The sequence below is a fragment of the Mesobacillus subterraneus genome, from assembly GCF_023715485.1.
Lineage (GTDB): Bacteria > Bacillota > Bacilli > Bacillales > Cytobacillaceae > Mesobacillus > Mesobacillus subterraneus_B.
In genome coordinates this window covers 318765-344118 of sequence record NZ_JAMBOF010000002.1, presented here as the reverse complement: position 1 = coordinate 344118, position 25354 = coordinate 318765, and the positions used below count along the sequence as shown (strand labels likewise).

At 41.5% G+C, this 25354-nt stretch carries 23 protein-coding genes; 18 read left to right on the top strand and 5 right to left on the bottom strand.

What is annotated here, in order from left to right:
* Window positions 1–110 precede the first annotated feature (110 nt).
* The 8 genes from M3204_RS04265 (at window position 111) to M3204_RS04230 (ending at window position 9367) form a co-directional block, all read left to right on the top strand.
* Window positions 111–1223: a DegT/DnrJ/EryC1/StrS family aminotransferase gene (locus tag M3204_RS04265; protein WP_251478875.1), complete on the top strand. Its 1113-nt coding sequence runs from the start codon at window positions 111–113 to the stop codon at window positions 1221–1223.
* 96 nt (window positions 1224–1319) lie between these two features.
* The gene (locus M3204_RS04260) at window positions 1320–2333 is read left to right on the top strand and encodes a Gfo/Idh/MocA family protein (protein WP_251478874.1); all 1014 of its coding nucleotides are present in this window, start codon (window positions 1320–1322) and stop codon (window positions 2331–2333) included.
* A 13-nt stretch (window positions 2334–2346) separates the two neighbouring features.
* Window positions 2347–3660 (top strand): nucleotide sugar dehydrogenase, encoded by a 1314-nt coding sequence (locus M3204_RS04255; protein WP_251478871.1) that lies wholly within the window; start codon window positions 2347–2349, stop codon window positions 3658–3660.
* Between the two features lie 24 nt (window positions 3661–3684).
* Window positions 3685–4416, top strand: coding sequence for an N-acetyltransferase (locus tag M3204_RS04250; RefSeq protein ID WP_251478869.1), 732 nt, complete (start codon window positions 3685–3687; stop codon window positions 4414–4416).
* Between the two features lie 123 nt (window positions 4417–4539).
* Window positions 4540–5607 (top strand): non-hydrolyzing UDP-N-acetylglucosamine 2-epimerase, encoded by a 1068-nt coding sequence (wecB, locus tag M3204_RS04245; RefSeq protein ID WP_251478867.1) that lies wholly within the window; start codon window positions 4540–4542, stop codon window positions 5605–5607.
* Window positions 5608–5641: 34 nt separating this feature from the next.
* Window positions 5642–6751 carry a glycosyltransferase gene (locus tag M3204_RS04240; RefSeq protein WP_251478865.1) on the top strand — a complete coding sequence of 370 codons (1110 nt, stop codon included), beginning with the start codon at window positions 5642–5644 and terminating at the stop codon, window positions 6749–6751.
* A 1-nt stretch (window position 6752) separates the two neighbouring features.
* Complete coding sequence (locus M3204_RS04235; RefSeq protein ID WP_251478863.1) at window positions 6753–7811, top strand: glycosyltransferase; 1059 nt, start codon at window positions 6753–6755, stop codon at window positions 7809–7811.
* 314 nt (window positions 7812–8125) lie between these two features.
* On the top strand, window positions 8126–9367 hold the full coding sequence (locus tag M3204_RS04230; RefSeq protein WP_251478860.1) for a glycosyltransferase family 4 protein: 1242 nt from the start codon (window positions 8126–8128) through the stop codon (window positions 9365–9367).
* A 22-nt stretch (window positions 9368–9389) separates the two neighbouring features.
* On the opposite strand, the gene M3204_RS04225 is transcribed toward M3204_RS04230, so the two are convergent.
* The 5 genes from M3204_RS04225 to M3204_RS04205 all read right to left on the bottom strand — a co-directional run bounded on the left by M3204_RS04225 (window position 9390) and on the right by M3204_RS04205 (window position 16312).
* The gene (locus M3204_RS04225) at window positions 9390–10919 is read right to left on the bottom strand and encodes a SpoIID/LytB domain-containing protein (protein ID WP_251478858.1); all 1530 of its coding nucleotides are present in this window, start codon (window positions 10917–10919) and stop codon (window positions 9390–9392) included.
* A gap of 1 nt (window position 10920) precedes the next feature.
* Window positions 10921–11646, bottom strand: a complete 726-nt coding sequence (locus tag M3204_RS04220; RefSeq protein WP_251478855.1) for an SH3 domain-containing protein — start codon at window positions 11644–11646, stop codon at window positions 10921–10923.
* A gap of 118 nt (window positions 11647–11764) precedes the next feature.
* Window positions 11765–14389, bottom strand: a complete 2625-nt coding sequence (locus M3204_RS04215) for an SH3 domain-containing protein (RefSeq protein ID WP_251478852.1) — start codon at window positions 14387–14389, stop codon at window positions 11765–11767.
* A gap of 180 nt (window positions 14390–14569) precedes the next feature.
* Entirely contained in the window at window positions 14570–15583 is a 1014-nt protein-coding gene (locus M3204_RS04210) for an LCP family protein (RefSeq protein WP_251478850.1), read from the bottom strand.
* Window positions 15584–15676: 93 nt separating this feature from the next.
* Window positions 15677–16312 carry a YigZ family protein gene (locus M3204_RS04205; protein ID WP_251478848.1) on the bottom strand — a complete coding sequence of 212 codons (636 nt, stop codon included), beginning with the start codon at window positions 16310–16312 and terminating at the stop codon, window positions 15677–15679.
* 413 nt (window positions 16313–16725) lie between these two features.
* Between M3204_RS04205 and M3204_RS04200 the strand changes: the two genes are divergently transcribed.
* The 10 genes from M3204_RS04200 (at window position 16726) to flgK (ending at window position 25350) form a co-directional block, all read left to right on the top strand.
* Entirely contained in the window at window positions 16726–17868 is a 1143-nt protein-coding gene (locus M3204_RS04200) for a sensor histidine kinase (RefSeq protein WP_251478846.1), read from the top strand.
* A gap of 106 nt (window positions 17869–17974) precedes the next feature.
* A complete protein-coding gene (locus M3204_RS04195) occupies window positions 17975–18658 on the top strand; it encodes a response regulator (RefSeq protein WP_251478843.1) in 684 nt (227 codons plus the stop codon).
* A gap of 166 nt (window positions 18659–18824) precedes the next feature.
* A complete protein-coding gene (sda, locus tag M3204_RS04190) occupies window positions 18825–18977 on the top strand; it encodes a sporulation histidine kinase inhibitor Sda (RefSeq protein ID WP_251478841.1) in 153 nt (50 codons plus the stop codon).
* Between the two features lie 127 nt (window positions 18978–19104).
* Window positions 19105–19944 (top strand): DegV family protein, encoded by an 840-nt coding sequence (locus M3204_RS04185; protein ID WP_251478838.1) that lies wholly within the window; start codon window positions 19105–19107, stop codon window positions 19942–19944.
* 310 nt (window positions 19945–20254) lie between these two features.
* Window positions 20255–21751, top strand: coding sequence for a DEAD/DEAH box helicase (locus M3204_RS04180; protein WP_285856894.1), 1497 nt, complete (start codon window positions 20255–20257; stop codon window positions 21749–21751).
* Window positions 21748–22464 carry a ComF family protein gene (locus M3204_RS04175; RefSeq protein ID WP_251478835.1) on the top strand — a complete coding sequence of 239 codons (717 nt, stop codon included), beginning with the start codon at window positions 21748–21750 and terminating at the stop codon, window positions 22462–22464. The genes M3204_RS04180 and M3204_RS04175 overlap by 4 nt, the downstream gene beginning before the upstream one ends.
* 32 nt (window positions 22465–22496) lie before the next feature.
* Window positions 22497–22901, top strand: a complete 405-nt coding sequence (locus M3204_RS04170) for a TIGR03826 family flagellar region protein (protein WP_251478833.1) — start codon at window positions 22497–22499, stop codon at window positions 22899–22901.
* 77 nt (window positions 22902–22978) lie between these two features.
* The gene (flgM, locus tag M3204_RS04165) at window positions 22979–23245 is read left to right on the top strand and encodes a flagellar biosynthesis anti-sigma factor FlgM (RefSeq protein WP_251478831.1); all 267 of its coding nucleotides are present in this window, start codon (window positions 22979–22981) and stop codon (window positions 23243–23245) included.
* Between the two features lie 56 nt (window positions 23246–23301).
* The gene (locus M3204_RS04160; RefSeq protein WP_251478829.1) at window positions 23302–23784 is read left to right on the top strand and encodes a flagellar protein FlgN; all 483 of its coding nucleotides are present in this window, start codon (window positions 23302–23304) and stop codon (window positions 23782–23784) included.
* A gap of 18 nt (window positions 23785–23802) precedes the next feature.
* Window positions 23803–25350: a flagellar hook-associated protein FlgK gene (gene flgK, locus M3204_RS04155; RefSeq protein WP_251478826.1), complete on the top strand. Its 1548-nt coding sequence runs from the start codon at window positions 23803–23805 to the stop codon at window positions 25348–25350.
* Window positions 25351–25354: the final 4 nt, after the last annotated feature.

The window sequence follows — 25354 nt, the reverse complement described above, 5'->3', positions numbered from 1 at the left end:
ATCGGCTAAAATAACCTGAAATATTCAAATGTCTAATTAATGATTTTTTATAAAATGTGTTAAACTAAGACGTGATTTTCAATACATTCATATAGCGTGGAGGTAAACAAATGAAAGTACCTATGTTAGACCTTAGTGAGCAATACCAGGAATTAAGATCAGAAGTATTGGAAGTATTGGACCAGGTAATGGGATCTTCGCGTTTCATTCTTGGAGATAATGTAAAAAAATTAGAAGAAGATGTAGCTAAATATAGTAATGTGGCACATGGTATCGGGTGCGGTAACGGAAGTGACGCTATACATATTGCATTACAGGCTATGGGCGTTGGACCTGGAGATGAAGTCATCACTACTGCTTTCACTTTCTTTGCGACAGGTGGAGCAATTGCACGTGCAGGAGCTAAGCCGGTATATGTTGATATTGATCCGGTAACCTTCAATATTGATCCGAAAAAAATTGAAGCAGCGATTACAGAAAAAACAAAAGCAATCATTCCTGTCCACTTGTATGGTCAAATGGCAGATATGGAAAGGATTGCCGAGATTGCAAAGAAGCACAATCTTGGAGTAGTAGAAGATGCTGCACAGGCAATTGGCGCGAAGCATAACGGCAAATCTGTTGGAGAGCTTGGCACTGCGGCTACTTACAGCTTCTTCCCAACAAAGAATCTTGGTGCATATGGTGACGGTGGTATGGTTGTCACTGACGATGCTGACATCGCTGAAAAGTCCCGTGTTATCCGGGTACATGGCAGCAAGCCGAAATATTATCATCATGTTCTTGGTTATAATAGCCGTCTTGATGAATTGCAAGCAGCTGTTCTTAATGTCAAATTCCCTCATCTTGATAGATGGAGTGACTTGAGAAGGGAAAAAGCAAGCACATATACTTCGTTACTTAAAGAAAAACTGGGTGATTTAGTAGTAACCCCTGTTGAAAAAGAAGGCAACTATCACGTGTTCCACCAGTATACATTGCGTGTTGAAAATCGTGATGAGCTACAGAACTACTTGAAAGAACAGGGAGTAGCGACCATGGTATACTATCCACTTCCTCTTCATATCCAGCCTGTGTTTGCAGATCTTGGATACAAGGAAGGCGACCTGCCTGAAACTGAAAAGGCCGCTAGAGAAGCTATTTCTCTTCCGATGTTCCCTGAGTTGAAAACGGAACAGCAAGAATATGTTGTGGCGAAAATTGCCGAATTTTATGGTAAATAATTAGTGGGGAAAGCGCCGCCATATATTAGGGGGCGTTTTCTTTACGTTACATTTTTAGAATTGTGAATTAAATATAAGTGCGGGAGGATTTTTACCTTGATTAATTTTGCGGTAGTAGGCATGGGGCATATAGCCAAGAAACATATTGAAGCAATTGAAAAAACAGAAGGCGCAAATCTGTTTGCAATTTGCGATACTAATCCAGATAGGCTTGAGGAAGCAGGCGATGGTGTCAAAAAATACACTGACCTCGGCCAATTGCTTGCAGAAAATCCGGATATTGATGTAGTCAATATATGCGTGCCATCCGGCCTTCATGCAAGATTGACCAAAATCGTGGCTGAGCACAAGCGCCATATCATTGTTGAAAAGCCAATGGCACTTAAATTAGAGGATGCAGAAAGTATGCTGAAAGACGCGGAACAGCACGGTGTTAAGCTGGCGGTCGTCCACCCGAACCGATTCCGTCCAGCAATCCAGGCGTTAAAGGAAAAGATGGATAGTGGTTCATTCGGTACTTTAAGCCATGCAAACGCAACAGTCCGCTGGAATCGCAACCAGGCATATTATAATCAAGCTGAATGGCGTGGAACGAAGGAATTTGACGGCGGGGTATTAATGAACCAGGCGATTCATGATTTAGACCTTATGCTCTGGCTGATGGGCCCTGTTGAATCCGTCCAGGCAATGGCAGCAACCCGCCTGCGAAAAATAGAGACTGAAGATGTTGCAGCGGCAATTGTCCAATTCAAAAACGGCGCATTAGGTGTAATCGAAGCTGCTACAACAGTTTATCCGCAAAACCTAGAAGAGTCCCTGGCAATTTTCGGGGAAACGGGGTCTGCTAAGGTAAGCGGCAAGACAGCAAATTTCATTGAAACATGGAATTTTGAAGATACTACTGAGGAAGACTCAAAGTCGCTCGCTGACAGGGTCAAGGGAAATCCTTTTGGAAAGCCAGGCCATCAGTGTATTATTGAAGATATGATTGTAGCAATTAACCAGGAAAGAAACCCGATTGTGACTGGGGAAGATGGCCTTGCACCTGTAAAGCTGATCCTTGCAATCCTGGAATCAGCAGAAACCGGAAAAAAAGTAGTACTACAATAAAGGAGAACTTAAAATGAGCCATTATGAAACTCTTACAAAGAAGATTGAAAATAAAGAAGCGGTAATCGGAGTAGTTGGATTAGGCTATGTCGGCCTGCCATTAGCTGTTGAGAAAGCAAAAGCTGGTTATAAAGTTATTGGTTTTGACGTACAGGCTGCTCGTGTAGAGCAAGTGAACATGGGTGTTAACTATATTGGGGATGTTGTCGACCAGGATCTTGCTGATATGATCAAGCAAGGAATGCTTGTTGCTACCACTGATTATGCAATGATCCAGGAAGTGGACGCAGTAGCGATTTGCGTACCTACTCCATTGGATGTCTATCAACAGCCAGATACATCGTATGTTGAAAGTTCTTCAAGAGAAATCGCGAAGTATGCGCACGAGGGAATGCTTGTTGTTCTTGAATCAACTACTTATCCAGGAACAACGGAAGAAATTGTTAAGCCTGCTTTAGAGGAAAAAGGACTAGTTACAGGAGAAACTGTTTTCATTGCTTATTCACCTGAGCGTGTTGACCCAGGTAACAAAGAATTCAAAACGAAGAACACTCCTAAAGTCGTTGGCGGAATCACTGAGAACTGTACAAAGGTTGCGTCTGCACTGTATCGCAATGTTCTTGAGGGTGATGTATTCGAAGTATCCAGTCCTGCTATTGCTGAAATGGAAAAGATTTTTGAAAATACATTCCGTCATATCAATATTGCGCTTGCAAACGAAATGGCTATTTTGTGCGAAAAAATGGGCATTGATGTCTGGGAAGTAATTGATGCAGCTAAAACAAAACCATACGGATTCATGGCCTTCTATCCAGGACCAGGGCTTGGCGGTCACTGTATCCCGATCGATCCTTTCTATCTGACTTGGAAAGCTCGTGAATATAACTACCACACTCGCTTGATCGAGCTTGCCGGAGAAATCAACAACAGCATGCCGGAATACGTTATCACTCGTTCTATGCAGGTATTGAACGAGGATGGAAAAGCACTGCGCGGAGCTAAAGTAGTTATCCTTGGTGTAGCGTACAAGAAGGACATTGACGATGTGCGCGAATCCCCGGTATTAAAAATTGTCGAGCTTTTGAACCAGCATGGTGCAGACTATACAGTTGTTGACCCATATGTTGCTTCATTTAAATCTTGTGGTGCAAAAGTTGAAACTGTAGCTCTTACAAAAGAATTATTAAATGCTGCAGACCTTGTAATGGTAACTACAGATCACACTGATTTCGATTATGAAATGATCGCACGCGAAAGCAAGGTTATTTTTGACACTCGAAATGCTCTTAAAGATATTGAAAAGCCAAACAAATACATTAAACTATAAAACCATGTTAAGGGAGAGCCTTTTATGAATTTTATCGATCAATCGGCTGTACTGGATGAAACTGTAAAGGTTGGTTATTTTTCTGTAATTGAAAAAGATGTTAAGCTCGGAAAAAATGTTGTTATCGGAAACCGTGTTACAGTTCATGAGGGAACTGTAATTGGCGATGATACTACTGTTGCAGATGGAGCGGTCCTTGGGAAACCGCCAAAGCCTGCAAAAACGAGTACTGTGAAATTATCTGACTCGATTCCTGCGCTAGAGCTTGGTGAAGGTGTTACTATCGGAGCCAATGCTGTCATCTACCGTGGGGCTACAATTGGATCAAATACTTTAGTTGCAGACCTTGCAAGTGTCCGTGAAAATGTAGAGATTGGCAATTACGTCATTGTCGGCCGTGGAGTTACAGTCGAGAACTTCGTGAAGATTGGCGATCGTACAAAAATCCAGTCCAATTCGTATATCACTGCTTATACCACATTGGAAGAGCAAGTCTTCATTGCTCCTTGCGTGACAACTACGAATGACAACTTTATGGGAAGAACGGAAGAGCGATTCGATAAAATCAAAGGTGCAACTGTAAAGAAGGGTGCGCGTGTAGGCGGTGCGTCAATTCTTCTGCCGGGAATTGTAGTAGAAGAAGAAACGTTCATCGCCGCTGGCGCGCTTGTAACGAAAAATACAGAGCCAAAGACACTAATCAAGGGTGTACCGGCTAAATTCGTCCGCATGGTTGACGAGCGTGAACTGTTATAGAATGGATTTTTATCCAGGATTGAACGTTTAGGAGCGGATTCGCTCCTTTACGTATTTTAACGAAGGTTTTTATCAGGTTTAGGAAATCCTTAAAATAAGATTACTTATAAAGGAAGGTTCGAGATGAAAATTTTAACTGTACTTGGAGCAAGGCCGCAATTCATTAAAGCTGCTCCTGTCTCACGTGTTTTAAGAGAAGCTCATGAGGAATTGATTATCCATACTGGCCAGCATTATGACAGCAACATGTCTGACATATTCTTTGATGAGCTCAACATACCCAAGCCGGATTACTATCTAGGTGTCGGCTCTGGGAATCATGGCAAACAAACAGGCGAAATGATGGCTAAAATCGAAGAAATCGTCCTTAATGAAAACCCGGACTATTTGATGGTTTATGGCGATACAAATTCAACTCTAGCCGGCTCACTTGTAGCTGCAAAGCTTCATGTGCCAGTCATACATATCGAAGCTGGCTTGCGAAGCTTTAACAAGAAGATGCCTGAAGAAATCAATAGGATCATGACTGATCATGTATCGGAATATTTATTCAGTCCTACCGACACAGGGGTAGAAAACCTGAAGAATGAAAACATCACTAGAAATGTTTATAATATTGGCGATGTGATGTATGATGCCGTTCTTTACAATCAAGGCCTGGCAGAAGAAAAATCATCTGTCCTAGAGGACAACAGCCTCGAGAAGAAGGGATATCACCTAATCACAATTCATCGTGCGGAAAATACAGATGATATCGAAAAAATGAATAATATCCTGGATGCTTTCGCTCAGATAGAAGAAACAAAGGTTTGGCCGATCCACCCACGAACAAAGCATAAGCTTTCAGCATATGGCATCAATTTAGATTCCGTCCCGGGCTTGAAGGTAATCGATCCTGTAGGATATCTTGATATGCTTACGCTTGTTTCAAACGCGAAAAAAATCGTTACGGATTCCGGCGGAGTACAAAAGGAAGCTTACTTCATGAAAGTCCCTTGTGTAACAGTAAGGGAGCAGACTGAGTGGGTAGAAACGCTAGAATCAGAAGCGAATATTCTTGTCGGTACAGACACTGCTAAGATAGTAAAAGCAGTTAATAAGCAGGTTTCTCCAGAATACAAGGATGTTTTTGGTGATGGAAAAGCTGCAGATAAAATTGTAGAAATACTGGCTACACGTGAACAAAATTAAAGCAGACCACTAAATGTCAGTGGGGAGAATGAAAATGAAAACCGTACTTGTATATTATCCTTTTGCTCTTGCCAAAGATGCGAATAGCGGATCGAAGCTTCGCCCATTAGAAATGAAAAAGGCTTTTGAGGCATGGGGAAAATTAAATGATGTCAAAGTGATATTGATTTCCGGGACAACGGCAGAACGGCGCCAGCAGTTTCAGGAACATTTAGCTTCAGGCGCATTGGATAATCTCTGGTTTTGCTATATGGAAAACCAGACAATCCCACTTTGGCTGACAGATCCAGGCCATAAGCCTAAACATCCTTTTATCGACCGGCAGATTCTAAAGTTTTTAAAATCGAAGAATGTTCCAACTGGGGTATTCTACCGGGATGTCTATTGGAAGTTTGACCATATCTATCCGCTCAAGGGCTATAAAAAAACCATCATGCAATCCATTTATAAAATTGAAGAGAAATTTTATGAAAAGTACTGTGATGTCATTTTCCTTCCGAGCTTAGAGATGGGGAAGTATGTGGACATTGATAGGCCAATGGTTGACTTGCCACCTGGCGGCAAGAAAGTGGAGCTCTCTCAAAAGGAAAGCCATGGAGAACCGTTCCACGCGATTTACGTAGGGGCCATAAAGGGAGCAGACTACGGCTTCGATTTGCTCTTGGGAGCCTTTGATATTATTAACCGAGAGCAGCAAAGATGTGATTTAACGATTGTCTGCAGACAGCCGGAATATGAATCGTTAACTGCCCAGCAAAAGGAGCAGCTTACAAAATTGGGAATCAAAGTGATGCACATAAGCGGTGAAAAGCTTGATGAATTGTATAAAGAGGTCGATTTTGCCCTCATCCCGCGCAAGTGTACTGAATACCAGAACTTTTCAATGCCTGTAAAGCTTGTTGAATATTTATCCAATAATCTCCCGATTGTTGCGACCGCCTGTGATGCACAGAAACGTTTCCTTGGAGAAAATGGATATGGAATCATCTGTGGCGATGAGGAAAAATCAATGGCAGCAGCAATCGAAGAAATGATGGGCAGCCTTGAGCAATATCAGGAAAATATCCAACAAACCTTCATGAAAAATCATTCCTGGCTGGCAAGAGTTGAAAAAGTGAAAAGTTCTCTTGTTGGGAGCGAATAGCATGAAAGTCGTTTTATTTTCACCTGGCAAGTCTTCACATACGCACAAATGGGCTATGTATTACAAGGAGCATGGCATTGACGTTACGGTGATTACCTTTAAGGATCACTACTCAGAGGAAAACGCCAAAGAAGTAAAAACTTTGGTATTGCCTAAGTTCTTGCCTGGAAAGCTGTCCTATTTGCCTGCTGTTTTGGCCCTTAAAAAACTGCTCGCTAAAATAAAGCCAGATATTTTGCATGCACATTTCATTTCAAGCTACGGATTTGTCGGAGCGCTAGCCAATTATCATCCGTTCTTTGTCTCAGTATGGGGGACAGATATTTACAAGTTTCCTGCAAAGAGTATGCTGAATCGAAGAATCGTAGAGTTTACTCTTGACAAAGCGGACGTCATTTGCTCAACCAGCAGGACCATGGCTTCTGAAACATCCAAGTATACCAATAAAAAGATTGAAGTCACGCCATTTGGTGTCAACATGTCGCTTTTTTCACCTAAGGAAGGTGGGAATGAAGAGAAACTGGTAATTGGGATTGCAAAGGGACTTGATGACATATATGGATTCCGAGATTTATTCAAGGCATTCGCAATCCTAAAGACCAAGTTTGACAACCTCGAGCTCCATCTCATTGGAGATGGACCAATGCGCGAGGAATATAAAGCTCTTTGCCGCACATTGCAAATTGACGGTGCAGTAAAGTTTATCGGGCGTATTCCTAATACTGAGGTTCCTATATACATGAACCGCATGGATATCGTTGCATTACCTTCCTATGAAGACAGCTTCGGCGTTACAGCAGTAGAAGCAATGGCATGTGGGATCCCTGTCGTTGTATCCGATGTCGCTGGCCTTAGAGAGGTTGTGCTCGAAAATGAGACAGGCCTCGTCGTACCACAAGGCAATCCTGAAGAACTAACAGCGGCCATTGAAAAGCTGTTGAAGGACAAAGACCTTCGGTTGAGGATGGGGAAGAAAGGCATAGAGCATGTCCGTCAAAACTACGACTGGAATGATAATGCAGCATATATGGTTAAACTATATGAAAGTTCTATGAAATAGGTTTGTTGACCGGAATTCATTTACAGCAAGAAAAAAGTGCCGGCAAGAAGGCATATTTGATCCCGAATTCAAGTTGTTGCAAGAAAAAAGATCCTTAATAAGTCATTAAAGGACTTTAATTTTTTGGCTGTGTTAAAGATCATTTTTGATTTTCAGCACCTGATGATTGGAGCGGAGGGAACTCGACTCCTGCGGGATTAGCGGCTCACCGGGCGCCCCGCGGAAAGCGAGTGACCGGAGCGGAAATCAACAGTAAAATTTAACACAGCAAATTTTTTAAATATCTTGAAAATTTATTTAATGGAGTTGGGAAAATGAGAATTATCTATCTATGTCAGCATTTTCCCCCTGAAACGGGTGCGCCCCAAATTAGGGTGTATGAAGTCAGTAAAGAATTGATCCAGCGGGGACACCAGGTGGAAGTCTTAACTGCATTTCCTCATCATCCTAAAGGTGTCATCCCGGATGAATACAAGGGAATGTTTTATTTATATGAAAATTGGGATGGAATACCTGTTCACCGCTCCTGGATTTATCCGTCGCCAAAGGGCAGCTTTTGGAAGAGGCTTGCTTCTTATTTTTCTTTTACATTCAGTGCATTTTATTCTATAGCAAAATCTAAGCCTACAGATGTGATCATTTGTAATTCGCCGCCATTATTCCTGGGAATCACCGGTTATGTCGGAGCAAAGCTGAAAAGGGCAAAATTCGTCTTTAATGTGGCAGACATTTGGCCAGAGTCTGCAGTGGAACTGGGTATCCTGAAAAATAAATCATTTATCCGTCTGGCTGAGGGGCTGGAGAGTTTCCTTTATAAAAAATCATGGAAAATCGCAACTGCGACTGATGGAATCAGGGATTATATGATCAGGAAAGGAAAGGATCCCGAAGATGTATTCCTGCTGCCAAATGGCGTAAATACCAATACATTCAGCCCAATGCCGCAGGATTCAGAATTAATTGAGGAGTTAAACCTTCAAGGCAAAAAGGTGTTTATGTATGGAGGTACGCTAGGTTATGCACAGGGTCTTGACTCGGTGCTGGAGGCTGCTGCCTTGCTAAAGGAAAGTACACCGGACGCCCATTTCCTTTTTGTAGGGGATGGACAGGAACGGGAAAAGCTATTATCCATGAAGGATGAGCTACAGCTTGATAATGTGACCTTTTACGGAGCTGTTCCGGTATCAGAAATGCCAAGAATGTTTTCCGTTGCCGATTACAGCATCGTTTCACTAAGGAATATCGATCTCTTCAAGGGTGCTAGACCGTCGAAGATTTTCCCAGCCATCTCTACTGGCACACCAGTATTGTATTGCGGGGAAGGAGAGAGTGCTTCCATTCTCGAAGATTATAACTGCGGTAAAATTGCCCCTCCTGAAAATCCAGAAGGTATTGCGGCTGCAGTGCGAGAATTGATGAAGATTTCTGATGCTGAGTATAAACTCATGTCCCAGAACGGGCGCGAGTTGGCGATTAATCAATACTCATGGCAAAGTATCGTCGATGATTTAGTCACCCAATTAAATGAAGGTAAAATGGAAAAAGCATCGACGTAAATTTCGTCGATGCTTTTTTATCTTATCTGGATACTGTTGTACCTGTGAAGTAATGCATTAAGATTCTTTCAGCAGTCCAGCCGTTTTCAGCAAAGCCTTTGGCGCCGTATTGACTCATGCCAATTCTGTGGCCCCATCCTTTGCCGTTTAATGTAACGGAGGATACTTCACCATTTCCTTCAGTCGAGATTACACCTGAAGCGGTTTGGATAGAAACATTTGAATCGCTCAATGTGATTTGTCCGCTTGCAGTCTGTACAGTTTGTCCAGAGAGTTCCGGAACAGATACCGTTCCAGAAGTTGTTTGGGCAGTAATATCGATGGCTTTTTTAGCGACATTCATTGTGAACCAGTTTGAATATAAATATCCATAGACACTAGAGTTTTGGATCGGGAAGAGCTTCCTGATGACACTCTCATTGCCAGTGACAGTCTTGTCGCCGGCAGATGTTTTTACAGTCACACTTCCGATTTCCCCGTTAACCCCTTTTTTGGTAACGGTAATTTCATTCAGCTTTGCTGTTTCACTGAATCCAAAGGATTTTAAGATTGTAGCAGCTGAATATGTTTCAGTCCAGGTGCTATATGGGGACTTCTCATAAGGATCGCTTACCGAAGCGAGGTAAGGAAAGGATTCCTTGCTTGAGTTCCATACATCCCATACGTTTGCAGTACGTCCGCCGCTTGTTGAATGGAAAAATGTCTGGATTGGCTTGCCATTATAGCGCACCATTACACCTTTAGTTTCTTCAATGGCCGCATTAGAACGAGAGTCTTCAGCTGTATAGCCTCTATAAACTTGGCTTGCCGCGCTGTCTGTCAGGGTCATCATTTTAGATGCATAGCTTCTTGCAGCGATTGCCTGTGCTTTTACCGCTTCCTTAGGCCAGGAAGCCGGCATTTCACTTGGGACTACACCCTTTAAGTAGTCTTCCATATCGAGGTAGTTGATCACTTGTACCTGTGATCCGTTAGGGTAAAGGTAGAAGCTGCCTCTATAAGTAAGTCCGTTACTAAGTTTTGTAAGCGGAGTGGCGTTAGTTGTATCAAGAGAGACCGTACTAGCTAATACCCATCCAGTAGATGCGCCAGACGTTACTCTGTACCATACTTCATTGCTGCTATTCGTGAAGGAAGACAGGTAGTCAGCTGCCTCACCCGTCTTTAGGGTTTTTATGGCTTCATAATCAGTAGTTGCCCCTCGTCTAATCGCAGTATCAGCTTTAGCAATGACAATTTGCTTAGTACTGATAATTTCTTTTACATCAAAGCCCTTTGCTGCAGTTTCACTGAATCCTATATAGCTAACAGTAATCCCACTAGTTTCTTTTTTAACCGAAAGAACTGTATTTGAAGGAATGGTATGGGTTTTGCTTGTATCTCTGTTGAACAATTGGTATGACGTATTAAGAGTCATGGTTAAACTTGATGCCAGATGTACTGACACATTTACTTTGTTGGGATAAGCCTTTACTTCAACTGCGTGGGCGGGAATCGTATTGCTTCCCAGCAGGATGACGAATATGGCTAAAAGTGAGAATAATTTCTTCACTTTAGTTCACCTGCCCAAGACCACTGAACATCCATCCTCTGATGCCTGTTGAAGTTTCGACATTGTACCATGTTTCGCCTGCAGCATTTTTGAAAGAGCCGAGATACTTCAGGGTTGTTCCCTTTGGAACAAGGGTTATTGCAGCATATTCAGTAGTTGCTCCTCTTCGAATGTACACTTCACCTGTTGTTGTAACTGTTTTCTCAGTGCTTGTTGGCTTTGTAGTAGATACATCGCCTCCATAAACCCAGCCTAACAGTGTAGATGATAGCTGTACTCTGTACCATGTTCCAGAAGCAGCTTTAAAAGAATCTACTACCCTTAATGATGAATTAGCAGTCACAGTAGCTACAACAGCGTAGGATCTGTCAGCACCTTTATGCACTGTTACAGAACTCTTAGTTGCATAAACATAAGCAGGAAGAGTGCCAGTAGTTGGAGGTGGTGTTGTTGTGCTGCCGATCTTAGCCTCTAAGCTATCAATCTCATTCTGCTGTGCTGCGTTTTGTGATTCGAGTGATGTAATTTTTGTCTGCATGGAATTTACTTTAGATTCCAATGCCGATAATTTTGAATTGACAGGACTAAGCTGGGAGTTGACCCAGTCAACGCTTGCAAGAACTACATTCGTGCTAGCATTCATTCCTGCTGGAGTAAATAGGATCGCTCCTGCTCCAACCCCTACAGAAAGCGCACTGGCAGCGATTATCTTTTTATACTTTTTCATTTTAAAAGATTCCCCCTGAAATAATGTTTTAACAAAAATAATTTGGGTAAAATAGTAAGAAATTTCTTTAGTAGATTACCATATTAAGATAGTTATGGATATAGAGTTTCCAATTTCGTTAATTTCCAAAGTATTCCTCTAAGCCGTTTCTGATCCCGACTGCTGCTTTTTGACGGAAAGCATCTGTTGCCAGTAGCTTCTCTTCTGTTGGATTAGACATAAATGCCAATTCAACAAGGATACTAGGAAGTTCATTCATCCTGTTAACATACAAGTTCTGGTTGTATACTCCACGATTGTAAGTGGACAGTGCAGCAACCATATTGGTTTGGATGGATTGTGCCATCTCCGCACTTTGAGGCCCGTTGAAATTAACGCTTGTATTATAGAAAGTTGATGAACCTCTTGAAGTACTGCTGTAAGAATCTGCATGGATACTGATAAAAGCATCATAATCAGAAGCGTTTGCAATATCTGTTCTCTGATACAGCTCTAAAAAGACGTCAGTACTTCTTGTTAAACGGACAATAGCGCCATATTTTTCAAGCTCTTGCTTTAAAAGTAGGGCAGTACCGAGATTGACGGTTTTTTCCATTAAGCCTGAAGGGCCGATTGCGCCACTGTCTTTCCCACCGTGGCCAGCATCAACAACGACTTTCTTTCCTTTTAAGCCTGTTGTAATAACTTTGATCGATAGCTTATCGCTGTCGTTACGGAGGGTATAGGTATATCCAGGTTCAAAAGTAATAATCGCTGATTTTTCAAAGGTGCTTGTTTGTATTACTTCTATTGATTTAATTCCTTTGACACTAAAGGAAGGAAGTGCAATATCGGTCATACCGCCGGTTAGCTTAATGCGGTCGAAAGATAGAACCTGGTAAGACGGCTTGAAGTTTCCTGGCTTATTCCAGATAAGATATTGATCTCCATTGATGACAGGAGCTGTTGGTTCTATTAATCTTTTTAACGAGATTGCTGAAGTTTGAGGTTTGTAAATCCAGCCTCTTAATCCAGCCTGAGTTTCTACATTAAGCCAATTACCCATTGTGCGCAAGACGATTAATGTTTCGTTTTCTGGCAGCGTTGCTATTGTAGAGTAACTTGTAGATGCTCCCCTGCGAAGAGCTGCATTATTCAACGCGTAAAGCAAGTTGTAATCACTCTTTGAAACTACTAGTTCATATTCCGGTACCCAACCGACATTCCCGCTTGCCGATTTAATTCGGTACCAAAGGTCACCCGAGTTGCCTGTATATTGATCCAGAACAGTTACTTTACTGAAGTAAGGAAGGTTTTCAGTAACTTTATAGCTGTATGTAGCTCCTGATCTGAGCACGGCATTTTTTGTCCCTACATATTGAGTAGTAACGATTGTTTTTGTTTCGCTTACTGAAGTTGCAGGTACCCAGCCTAATAAAGTAGGGCTAAGTTCAATCCTTAACCAGCTAACACCATCAGTTCCTGTGTAATGGGCGACAACCTTGGCAGCCTGGTTGAGTTTTAATGTAGCAACCCCAGTATAAGATAGTGACGCTCCGCGTCTAACAGTGACACTGTCTGTTTTGCCGTATACTGTCGCTCCAATTGCAGGAAGGACTGCTGCTGGTTTTACAAAAGCCGTATCCTTAACCCAGCCTAAAAGATTGTTCCCTAGGTCAAGGCGTGACCACTTTTCTCCCTTGGAGTTCGTGAAAGCATCAATGACTTTTACGGTTTGCCCGCTGTTTACGTAAGCCACAGCAGCGTAGCTGTCATCAGCGCCTTTTCTGACTGGTGATTTATCCACCTGGATCGTTTTTGTAATTGCTGTAAACTCAGGTTTTACAAAAGCTGTATCCTTAACCCATCCAAAGACATTATTTCCAAGGTCGAGACGAGACCACTTTTCGCCGTTGGAATTCGTGAAAGTATCAATGACTTTAACGGTTTGTCCGCTATTGACGTATGTAACGACGGTATAGCTGTCATCCGCACCTTTTCTGACAGCGGACTTGTCGACTTGGATCGTTTTCGTAATAGCTGTAAATGCCTGTTTCACAAAAGCTGTATCGTTTACCCATCCAAAGACATTGTTTCCAAGGTCTAGACGAGACCATTTTTCACCTTTAGAGTTCGTGAAAGTATCAATGATTTTAACAGTTTGTCCGCTATTAACATAGGCAACGACAGCATAGCCGGCATCAGCCCCTTTTCTGACAGGAGACTTATCCACTTGGATGGTTTTTGTTGAATAGCTTGGAGCAGGTGCAGTAGTTTTAACATCTACAAAACTAGCTAAAATCCACCCTGCAGTTCCGTCAAATTCAATTTTGTACCATGTTTCGCCCGCAGTGTTTTTGAAGCTATCAATAATTTTTACTTGTTTGCCAGTTGATAGTTTTGCGATGGAGGCATATGATGTATCAGCTCCACGACGAACATTAACATTATCTCCATTGATTGTACCAATACTTCCAATGGCACTTGACTCAGCAAATTTGACTGCTGGGCTCCAACCTAAAACATCACCTAAATCAACTCTGTACCATAATTCACCAGCGGTGTTAGTAAATTGGCCGATGACTGGTACATTTTGGCCGGGGTCAATGTACTCAACAATTGGATAACTTGTAGTGGCACCTTTACGGACTTCAGCTTTCTGCTCGACAACCATATTTGCCGGCAGCTTTAATTCCTCTGCCCATGAAAGCGAAGGAAATAGTAAAGCTGTGGACAATACAGATGAAGCGATTATTTTTTTCACGATTTACCTCCGTTGTAATTAGATTGTTTAACTTGTAACATTTTATCAGAGAATGTCAAATATTCCAATCTGTCGAAAGTAGTAGAATAATAGACATTCATGTTGTTTTTATTATCGGAATAAGGGTTTGAAGGTTTAATGCCAATTAAAGGAAAAAATAAAAACCCCAAAAAATTGGGGTTAATTATCATTTTTTGCAGTATTAAGTTCGGTTTCTTCAAATGAATTGTATGAACTTTCTCCGTCTAATGTCTGGTTGATGGATAAAGTAATCTCCTCTAATGATTCTTGATCAGGGATGTAATAATATACATCATCAATATAATCGTTGTATCCTTTGAGAGAGAGCTGGTTGATTTGTGTATTCTTTAGTTTAGAGTACAGTTTGACAAAGCTAGCAAACTTGGAAGGTGGAATATTTGTTTTTACATTTTCTCCAAGATCATTAAGGATATCATCAATTTTAGTAATAGAGGAGAAGGAGGTTCCTTCGTCAATGATTTCCTTGATTACCTGCTGCTGTCGTTCATTACGGCCAATATCGCCGCGTGGATCCGATTTTCGCATCCTTACATAAGCTAAAGCTTCGTTTCCATTCAAGTCCATTTCGCCTTGATAGTATTTCTTCCATTTTAAACTTCCGGTTAATTGAGCCTTAAAGTCAAAAGGTACATCTACTGTGACGCCGCCTAGAGTATCTACAATATCTTCGAACCCGTCGAAGTTTGTTGTGATAAAATAATCGACTGGTACATCGATCATTTCCTCTACAGTATCAATAGTTGATTCGATTCCGTTGTGTCCGTATGAATGAGTAATTTTATCTTCATATCCGGCATCAGGAATGAATGTCCGAGTATCCCTTGGAATGCTTAACATTGTAATTTCTTCTGTCTTTGGATTTACCGATATCATCATGATGACGTCCGAACGTCCTTTGCCGCCCTCCTGGTTCTCCAAACCAACAAGCAATACGGTAAAGGGGTCTTTCGTGACTTCTACTTGTTCCGCACGCTGGTTTTTTTCAGGACCCAATTTTTGATATATGCTGTCGGTAGCTTTGTATCCACTATAAAATATATCTAAAGCAAATAATATTCCTGCTGCAAATAAGCTTAAGAAAACAAAGAGCAGTGAAAGCCTTACAATCCGCTTCTTCCTCTTTTTTCTCAATACTGCTCTTGAACTGGACATAACTATCCCCACTTCTATGGTCAATTTTACCCTAACACAATACTTTATTTTACCGAATCTTTATTAGAGCGTAAATATATGTTTTTTGAGATATCAAGAAATGATTTCCTCCATATATATAACCTCTCCTGACTTAACCTTCGCCTGACCGTTTGTCATTTCTGTCATCCAATCGATAAATGCATCTGTTTGGCTTTCTTCTACAAATGTTTCAACTTCTACATTATCAAGGTAGTGGATTTCTTTTAATTTATAAATTGAAGATCTTAACTCATTTTCAACTTTACCTAGCCAAGTGTAATCTATATTAGTATGCATGATACGCATTAGTTTACGTTCAACGACACCAGTCGCAGCAATGCCTTCAGAAGTAGCTTTTCCATAAGCGCGGATTAGTCCGCCAGCCCCAAGCTTAATTCCCCCGAAATATCTTGTGATGACGACTACTGTGTCTTTTAAATGTTTTTTCTTTAGGACTTCCAGGATTGGGACGCCGGCTGTGCCGCTTGGCTCACCATCATCATTGGCTTTCTGGATCTGGTCATTTTCACCGATCATATAAGCTGAGCAATTATGAGTCGCATTCCAATTTTTCTTTTTAATTTTCTGAATGAAATCTTGAGCCTGTTCTTCCGTTTCAGCTCTTTCAATATATGCTATGAATCGGGATTTCTGAATCTCGATTTCATGTTCTCCATAACCTTTGACAGTATAATAGCTTGCCAGCAATTTACTCACTCCTTCCTATCTAAATATTTCCCAACTCTATCTATCTATTAAGTAACTTGGTGTATGTTTTCGTCCTTCATTTAAAATGGTACAATTCATTATAAGTCGGCAACATTCAATGAACAATTGATGTCTTATGATTGTAATATAACTTTAATACTTTAAAAGTGTATGAATGCTATAATAGTTAGTGGTCTGACAGGTTGTATAATCTATTATTGGAAAAATGTTTTTATTTTCAAAATGGCGTTTACTTCATAATATTATAGGATATAAGACTTAGGATTGAAAATGAATTCTGAGCCTTTATAACGATTTTAGCGAAAAATGGCATGATTTTCTTGTTGTAAATTAGTAACTATTTCTATTTCGCGCTAAAATATCTTTATGTGCCACCCTTGGGGGAGTTTTATATGGCAATTAAAAAATTTGACACAAAGGCTCTCGACCTGATTCTCGAAAAAATGATCGAGACAGTTGGAGACAGCAAAGACGAAATCTTTCGAATTGGCGAACAATGCAGGACTGATTTTGAGTCTATTACCAATGAATTAAAAGAGATTAAAAGGAAAGTCGCCCAAATCATCAACGATGGAGATAAGCTGGATAGTCAGGTGCGTGCAGCGAGAAAGCGACTTTCTGAAGTGAGCAAGCATTTTAAAGATTACACAGAAGGTCAAGTTCGTGAAGCATATGAAGTAGCCCACAAGCTTCAGATGGATTTAACCATGAACAGGCAGATGGAAAAACAGCTTCGGGAAAAGCGCGATGATCTGGAACGGAGATTGCTTGGTCTTAATGAAACAATTGAACGTGCCGACCATTTGGTTTCCCAAATTAGTGTTGTCATGAACTATATGATGAGCGACATCAGGCAAATGGGAGAGGCGCTTGAAACAGCCAAGCAGAAGCAGGATTTCGGCCTGAAAATAATCGAAGCCCAGGAAGATGAGCGAAAAAGGCTGTCGCGAGAAATCCACGATGGTCCAGCGCAAATGATGGCGAATGTCATGATGCGTTCAGATCTTATCGAAAAGATTTACAATGAAAGAGGCTCGAGCGAAGCAATCAGTGAAATTAGGAACATGAAAAAAATGGTCCGTTCAGCGCTATATGAGGTCCGAAGAATCATTTACGATTTGAGGCCAATGGCTCTTGACGATTTAGGCCTGGTTCCTACCCTCAAAAAATATTTACAGACAATCGAAGAGTATCATAAGACAACCAAAATCCAATTTACCAATATTGGCGAGGATAAGAGGCTGCCTGCCAAGTACGAAGTGGCGCTGTTCCGTATGATCCAGGAATCCGTTCAAAATGCTTTAAAGCATGCAGATGCTTCGGTAATCCAGGTCAAACTGGAAATTAAAAAGGATCACGTAATGGTAGTCATAAAGGACGATGGCAAAGGCTTTGATATAAATGATAAAAAACCTGAGTCTTTTGGTATCCTTGGGATCAAAGAAAGAGTAGAGCTTCTCGAGGGAGAGCTATCCATCCATTCGAAGGTTGGCACCGGTACTCTGATTATCATTCAGGTTCCGATGAATTTATAAAGCAACCAGCTTTGTTGTTTCAAAACTGGCATTACATCTACTCGCGGCCTAAAGCCGCCCAAGAAAGATTAAAAATAGAGATAGAAGCCGTAAGGGAGGCGAATGTATGACAACCAAGATTGTCATTATTGACGACCATCAACTTTTCAGAGAAGGGGTAAAAAGGATCCTTGATTTCGAACCATCATTTGAAGTTGTTGCAGAAGGTGACGATGGCAGCGAAGCGATCGAGCTTGTTGAAAAGTACCAGCCTGAGGTTATTATAATGGATATCAATATGCCTAATACGAATGGCGTAGAGGCTACATCCCAATTGATTGAGAAGTTTCCTGAAGCCAAAGTAATCATCCTTTCTATTCATGATGATGAAAACTATGTAACACACGCCCTCAAAACTGGTGCAACTGGATATCTACTAAAAGAAATGGATGCAGATGCATTAATTGAAGCGGTTAAAGTTGTCGCTGACGGTGGGTCATACCTTCACCCTCGCGTCACACATAATCTTGTAAAGGAATACCGTCGTCTTTCAGCAGATGAAAATGGGTCTGACAAGTACATATCTCAGGTGGAAATTCGCCGCCCGCTGCACTTGCTGACACGCCGCGAATGCGAAGTCCTTCAGCTTCTTGCTGATGGAAAGAGCAATAGGGGTATTGGCGAAGCATTGTTTATCAGTGAAAAGACTGTTAAAAACCATGTAAGCAATATTTTACAGAAAATGAATGTAAATGATCGTACCCAGGCAGTAGTCGTAGCAATTAAAAACGGCTGGGTTGAAGTAAGATAATCTATTAAAAATGCCAAGAACCACATTTGTCGAATCGGCGGATGTGGTTTTTTGTCGATTGCTGTATCTTGTTGTTGGAAAAATACGACGGAAATATCACCAGAGATTTACAAAAACTTAATAAATTCCGATATAATTAGGGAAAAGTAATGAAGGGGTGATCAAAATGACTTCTTTATGGGAATTGACTGATGAAAAATTAATAGAAGCATACAGCAAGGCAACTCTTTTGAAGTTAGACGCTTCCTTTATTGATATGCTGGTAGAAGAAATAGAAAGCAGAGGGCTTGATAATAATCTAAGTTTATCAGTTTCTTGAGGTTACCCTAATGTGCAAACGATTGCCGGTTTTTTATTTTCTCTCCAAAAGATGCAATTTAGAATAAGTTCATATAAAATGGGTTTGTACATACTGGAGAGAAAAGCATAAGGATGGTAATCTTATAATGAAAACAGCAGTTGTAACGGATAGTACAGCGTACATCCCGAAGGAATTGCGAGAAAAATGGAATATCCACATGATTCCGTTAAGCGTGATTTTTGATAATGAAACATATCGTGAAGAAATAGATATCAGTGCGGAAGCATTTTATGAGGAAGTGAAGCAGCGGGATTTGCCGACAACCTCTATGCCGCCGATCGGCGAGTTCGTGCAGCTTTTTGAAAAATTGGCAGGGGATTACGATTCCGTTATCAGCATACATTTGTCCAGTGGTATTAGTGGCACCTATCAGGGAGCTGTATCCGCAGGCGAAATGGTTGAAGGAATCAACGTATCTGTGTTTGATTCAGAAGTAAGTGCGATGCCCCAAGGTTTCTATGCTCTTGAAGCAGCGAAGATGGCTGAGCAAGGCAGAAGTGCGGAAGAAATCATTGCCCGGCTTAATGAGGTGAAGGAGTCAGCTAAAGCATACTTCATGGTCGATGACTTGAGCCACCTTCAGCGCGGAGGCCGGTTATCAAGCGCACAGGCCCTGATTGGAAGCCTGCTGCAGGTAAAGCCGCTGCTGCATTTTGAAGACAAAAAAATCGTGCCTTTTGAAAAAGTCCGTACACGGAAAAAAGCGTTGAATCGTGTCGTAGAACTGTTAGCTGAAGATGCAGGCAGTGGCGGGGAATACCGTGCAGTCGTGATTCATGCAAATCGTGAAGAGGAAGCGCGAGAGTGGAAAAGTGAGCTAGAGGCTCAGTTTCCAAATGTTGAGTTCATGTTAAGCTATTTTGGTCCTGTTATTGGAACTCATCTCGGTGAAGGTTCGATGGGCATGGGCTGGTATAAGAAGTAATACGGAGAAGAATCAACAACAACAAGACATAAAACGTCATTCCGGAGGTTCATTCGGGATGGCTTTTTTTATTAAGGAGGTGAGCAGTTGTGAATTATAATTAAAAACATATCCACAAAACCATCCACTTATCAACAAACAAGCCTACTTACTAACAGCATATCTGTCCTGATTTTAAAGTTATCCACAACAATAACCGCTTACATTCACTTTTCCTCATTTTTAAAATAATTTATCCACAAAACAACCCACATTATTAACAGGAATTTTATGTTTTCCACAAACTAATCCACAAAGGGTGTGATTAATATTGAAATTTTTATTGAAGGAAGGGAAAATTATCCCCAAAATTAAGTTCCCCGTTGGTGAAAATCCACTCACCATTTCGATACTTCCGGAAATTCCTCATATACCTGCAAACCCTTCATTTAGTTATAATTCCGAATTACAGAAGATGCTCGTTGGTAAGCAGCTGTTAGTTGATGAGCTGCCGTTTTCACTTGAGGAAATCCAGGAACATTATGAGAATGGTTATCTAATTTATCGTAAGGGGATCGAAGTGAATAATAATAAGATAAAGTGTGCAAGGTGCGGAACTACGGATCCTGGCGCTTTTGCGGAATTTCCTTGTTCACGATGCGGCGAACTGGATGTATATTGCAGGAAATGTTTGATGATGGGAAGAGTGAGTGGATGCACTCCGCTAGTAAGTTGGACGGGGACTGATCCTAAGTTTCCTGAAAATCCTAATCCTCTTTTTTGGAGTGGCGAGTTATCAGAAGGCCAGACTATTGCCTCCAACCGTGTAGTTAAGGCAATGGATACATTTTCTGAGCTGCTAGTTTGGGCTGTAGCCGGAGCTGGGAAGACAGAAGTATTATTCGCAGGAATTGGGCAGGCGTTATCCACAGGTAAGCGCGTATGCCTGGCCACTCCTCGTACTGATGTTGTGCTCGAGCTGGCTCCTCGTTTGGAGAAGGTATTTCCACATGTGAAAATGGTTTCTTTATACGGCGGCAGTGAGGGACGGCATGAATATGCACAGCTAACCATTGCGACTACACATCAGCTGCTTCGCTTTTATCAGGCATTCGATGTGATTATAGTTGATGAAGTGGATGCTTTTCCTTACTCCATAGATGAGACCCTCCAATATGCTGTCCAGCAATCTAGAAAACCCCAATCAACGATTATTTACCTAACCGCAACGCCGAGCCAAAAGTGGCAACGAGATTGCCGTCTTGGAAAAAGAGATTTTGTTACGATCCCTGCTCGATATCACCGCTATCCGTTGCCTGTTCCGCGTTTTGAATGGTCCGGGAACTGGGAAAAGAAGCTGGGTAAAGGAACACTACCATTAAACATTATCAGATGGATAGAAGATCGAATTACCAGCGGCAAACCAGCCCTTGTTTTTGCTCCGAAAATCAGCGCTATGGAAAAAATACTTCCACTCCTCCGAAAAATGCACCCCCTTATTGAATCCGTTCATGCGAATGATCCTGATAGAAAAGAAAAAGTGATGAAGATGCGTAAAAATGAAATTCCACTTCTACTTACGACTACGATTCTTGAACGAGGTGTTACCCTTCCTAATATTGATGTTGCTGTGATCGGATCAGAGGACCGGATCTTCACTGAAAGTGCGCTTGTCCAGATAGCTGGGCGTGCCGGAAGAAGCTCAAAGTTTCCTAAAGGCGACGTTACTTTTTTTCATTATGGAAAAACAGAAGCGATGGTCAATGCGAGAAATCAAATCATCATGATGAACAAGGAAGGAATCAAGAAAGGGTGGATCGATAGATGAGACTATGGGGTGGAAAGCACTGTTTACTTTGTGATAATGAAATTGAATCAGAGGTTTCATGGAGAAGTTTGTTTGCTCAAGAGCAACCAAGCAGGGTTTGTGGATCATGCCATGAAAAGTTCGTGCAAATCAGTGGGGAGACCTGCACGATTTGCGGACGGCCCTTGACTCTTTTAGAAGCGGAGTACCGCAGCGGAAGCGTATGCCTTGATTGCAAGCGGTGGGAGGACGACGAACGATGGACCGGGAGCCTGGATAAAAACATTGCGTTATATACCTATACTAATTTTACAAAAGAAGTGATAGCCAGATTTAAATTCCGCGGGGACTATGTGCTTGCTGAGATTTTTACTGCGGATTTTCTTAAGGCTTTGCAAGTTTTCCAATATGATTATATAGTTCCAATCCCGTTGAGCGAAGAGCGGCTTTATGAACGAGGATTTAACCAGGCAGAGGCTGTCATCAGAGCGGCTGGAATTGTACCGTCTCGTGTATTGACTAGGGTACATACTGAAAAGCAATCGAAGAAATCCAGAAACGAAAGAATTCATTTAGAGCAGGTCTTCAATGTGGAGTCTGATCTGGATTTAAGGGGTAAAACAATTATGATTGTTGACGATATATATACTACAGGGTCAACGCTAAGGCATGCGGCTAAATTGTTAAAGGAAAATGGAGCTGTGAAAGTATATTCACTTACTTTGGCACGCTAAAGATCTATGATAAAATTGAAGGAGGAAGGACATTGGATCTTATAAATTGTCCTGATTGCGGAGAAATCTTCGTTAAAAATAAATTTAGAGATATTTGTGAAAAGTGCTGGAAAGCGGAACAGGCGGCATATGACACAGTTTCAAAATATATGAGGAAAAGAGAAAATCGTGCGGCAACTATGCTGCAGGTAGTAGAAGCAACGGGTGTACCGGAGGAGCTAATCCTAAAATTTATTAAAACAGGAAAATTGCAGGTCACAAATTTTCCGAACCTTGGATATCCTTGTGATAAATGCGGCACGATTATTCGCGAAGGAAGACTTTGCGGCTCATGTGCTGGCGAGATTAAAGCAGATTTAAAAATTGTGGAGCATGAAGAGCAGAGAAAAAAGGAATTGGCAAAACGCACTGCGACTTTTTTCACCCATAGAGATTAGGCAAAAAGATTTATTAAATAACTCCTTTTGCTTGCCGATAATACTAATAGAATCGTTCTGAAAGCGAGGGTTAGAAAATGAAAATAAATAATATAGGCCCATCAGGGATCAATCCGTATAAACGCCAGATGAACAAACTAGATGCAGCAGCAAATACTCAGGCCAAGAAGGCTGATAAAGTAGAAATTTCTTCAACGGCAAAGGAAATGCAACAGCTTTCCCAGGTGTCCGTACATCGCCAGCAAAAGGTTGAGGAATTAAAAATCCAGGTAGAAAACGGCACTTATAAATTGGATCCTAAAGAAACAGCAAAAAGCATAATCAATTTCTATCAGAAAAAATAGAAGGAATACTCGTCTTGATGGCGAGTGTTTCTTTATGCCTGAAAGGAGGGCGGTCAATGTTGGGTGAAACTCTTATCCCTATTATGAAAAAAATGCTTAAACTTCATAAGAGCCTTTATGAGCTGTCAGTCAAGAAAACAGACATCGTAAAAAAAGGCGACATGGCAGCCCTCGACCAGCTTTTGAAGGATGAGCAGGCCCACGTTGCTGGAATTAATAAGCTCGAGCAGGAAAGAATGGCATTATCCCAGGAGATTTTACCTGCTGTAGAAAATCCTTCGCTGCTGGATATAGCTAACCAGACGAATCCGGTAGATAAAGATCAGCTTTTACAATTGAGAGATAATCTTGTAGAAGTCATTGCTGACATTAAAACTCGAAATGAACTGAATCAGCAGCTGATTCACCAGTCAATGCAGTTCATCAACTTTTCTAGAAGTCTAGTAATGCCGCAACAGAAGGAAATTAATTACGGACCACCTGCCGGGAAGAAAGTTCAGTCAGAAAAATCGCCGGGGATGTTCAACTCAAAAGCATAACAATTGGAGGAACGAAACATGCGTTCAACCTTTATGGGATTAGAAACAGCGCGCCGCGGGATGTTCACGCAGCAAAGCGCTCTACATACAACAGGACACAATATATCGAATGCCAACACGCCAGGATTTTCACGTCAGCGCATCAATTTTGAGCAGACAGAACCTTATCCATCTGCATCACTCAATCGTCCGCAAATTCCCGGGCAGGTTGGAACTGGTGTCAAGGCTGGGTCTATCCAGCGTGTGAGGGAAAGCTTTCTGGATGTACAGTACCGCAGCGAAAATAATAAGCTGGGATACTGGGAGACTCGTGCAGAAGCTTACAACAAGTTGGAGGAAGTGCTCAATGAACCTTCTGACTCTGGTCTCGCGAAAACGATGGACCAGTTCTGGCAGTCACTCCAGGATTTATCGGTTGATCCTACTAACCCTGGTGCTCGGTCAGTAGTTCGCCAGCGAGGGATTGCGGTTGCTGAAACTTTTAACTATCTGCATAATTCACTTTCATCGATTCAACGGGATTTGAAGAATGAGATATCAGTAACGGAAAAAGAAATCAATTCGATCACTTACCAGATTAGTAAAATTAACGGCCAAATCGCTGACGCAGAGCCACATGGTTATTTACCTAACGATTTATATGATGAGCGTGACCGTTTGATCGATCAATTGTCCTCCTTAGTGAATATTAAAGTTGATTACACAAGTTCTGGAGGAGACTCACTTAAAATGGCCGATGGGCAAGCAGTCATTAAAATGGTGAGCGACAGCGGAAAAGAACTTGGAATCCTGGTTAGTGGTGATCGCAACAATGAAGTAACTATGAAATTCGATGGTCCGGAAGAATCGGTTGGAACTGTTTCAATCGGTCAATCGGAATTTAAGTATACTGAATTGAATTCGACAGGAAAGCTAAAGGCTTTAGTAGATTCGTATGGTTATGAAAATGGCGGCAAAGTGACAGGGGTTTATTCAGACTTGCTGACAGAATTGGATAACCTTGCTTACACATTCGCAACAAAGTTTAACGATGTTCATAAAGAAGGTATGAGTCCAAACGATATTGCGAGTAAAACCAAAGCGAAAAATCCATTTTTTGCTGACGCCGAGAATACAGTTATTCAGCGGAAGGGCTTTGCGAGCAGGATTGAATTAGCTAAAGCAATCGAAAATAGCTTAGACAACATCGCCACTGCAGATGGAAGCAGTGTTGCAGGTGCGACAATCGGGGATGCAACAAATATTTTAAAACTTGCCAATATTATTAATGAAAAATATGATTATGCCCTGGATAATGAACAGGCAAATTTCCGCAATTACTATGAAGGTGTTATCGGCGGTATGGCTGTTAAATCACAAGAAGCTGTACGTCTTACACAAAACAGCGGTTCACTAAGAGAAGCAGTCGAGGGGCGCCGCAAATCTGTAAGCTCCGTATCATTAGATGAAGAAATGACAAATATGATCCAGTTCCAGCATGCCTACAATGCATCAGCCAGGATGATCACACTCCAGGATGAAATGCTTGATAAAATTATCAACGGCATGGGAACCGCAGGAAGATAGGTGA

Bases quoted from the DNA above. Each gene is read 5' to 3' on its own strand.
- M3204_RS04240 (WP_251478865.1), top strand. From the start codon at position 5,642: ATGAAAACCGTACTTGTATATTATCCTTTTGCTCTTGCCAAAGATGCG.
- wecB (WP_251478867.1), top strand. From the start codon at position 4,540: ATGAAAATTTTAACTGTACTTGGAGCAAGGCCGCAATTCATTAAAGCT.
- M3204_RS04235 (WP_251478863.1), top strand. From the start codon at position 6,753: ATGAAAGTCGTTTTATTTTCACCTGGCAAGTCTTCACATACGCACAAA.
- M3204_RS04230 (WP_251478860.1), top strand. From the start codon at position 8,126: ATGAGAATTATCTATCTATGTCAGCATTTTCCCCCTGAAACGGGTGCG.
- M3204_RS04200 (WP_251478846.1), top strand. From the start codon at position 16,726: ATGGCAATTAAAAAATTTGACACAAAGGCTCTCGACCTGATTCTCGAA.
- M3204_RS04250 (WP_251478869.1), top strand. From the start codon at position 3,685: ATGAATTTTATCGATCAATCGGCTGTACTGGATGAAACTGTAAAGGTT.
- flgK (WP_251478826.1), top strand. From the start codon at position 23,803: ATGCGTTCAACCTTTATGGGATTAGAAACAGCGCGCCGCGGGATGTTC.
- M3204_RS04175 (WP_251478835.1), top strand. From the start codon at position 21,748: ATGAGACTATGGGGTGGAAAGCACTGTTTACTTTGTGATAATGAAATT.
- M3204_RS04265 (WP_251478875.1), top strand. From the start codon at position 111: ATGAAAGTACCTATGTTAGACCTTAGTGAGCAATACCAGGAATTAAGA.
- M3204_RS04220 (WP_251478855.1), bottom strand. From the start codon at position 11,646: ATGAAAAAGTATAAAAAGATAATCGCTGCCAGTGCGCTTTCTGTAGGG.
- M3204_RS04185 (WP_251478838.1), top strand. From the start codon at position 19,105: ATGAAAACAGCAGTTGTAACGGATAGTACAGCGTACATCCCGAAGGAA.
- M3204_RS04255 (WP_251478871.1), top strand. From the start codon at position 2,347: ATGAGCCATTATGAAACTCTTACAAAGAAGATTGAAAATAAAGAAGCG.
- M3204_RS04160 (WP_251478829.1), top strand. From the start codon at position 23,302: ATGTTGGGTGAAACTCTTATCCCTATTATGAAAAAAATGCTTAAACTT.
- M3204_RS04210 (WP_251478850.1), bottom strand. From the start codon at position 15,583: ATGTCCAGTTCAAGAGCAGTATTGAGAAAAAAGAGGAAGAAGCGGATT.
- sda (WP_251478841.1), top strand. From the start codon at position 18,825: ATGACTTCTTTATGGGAATTGACTGATGAAAAATTAATAGAAGCATAC.
- M3204_RS04195 (WP_251478843.1), top strand. From the start codon at position 17,975: ATGACAACCAAGATTGTCATTATTGACGACCATCAACTTTTCAGAGAA.
- flgM (WP_251478831.1), top strand. From the start codon at position 22,979: ATGAAAATAAATAATATAGGCCCATCAGGGATCAATCCGTATAAACGC.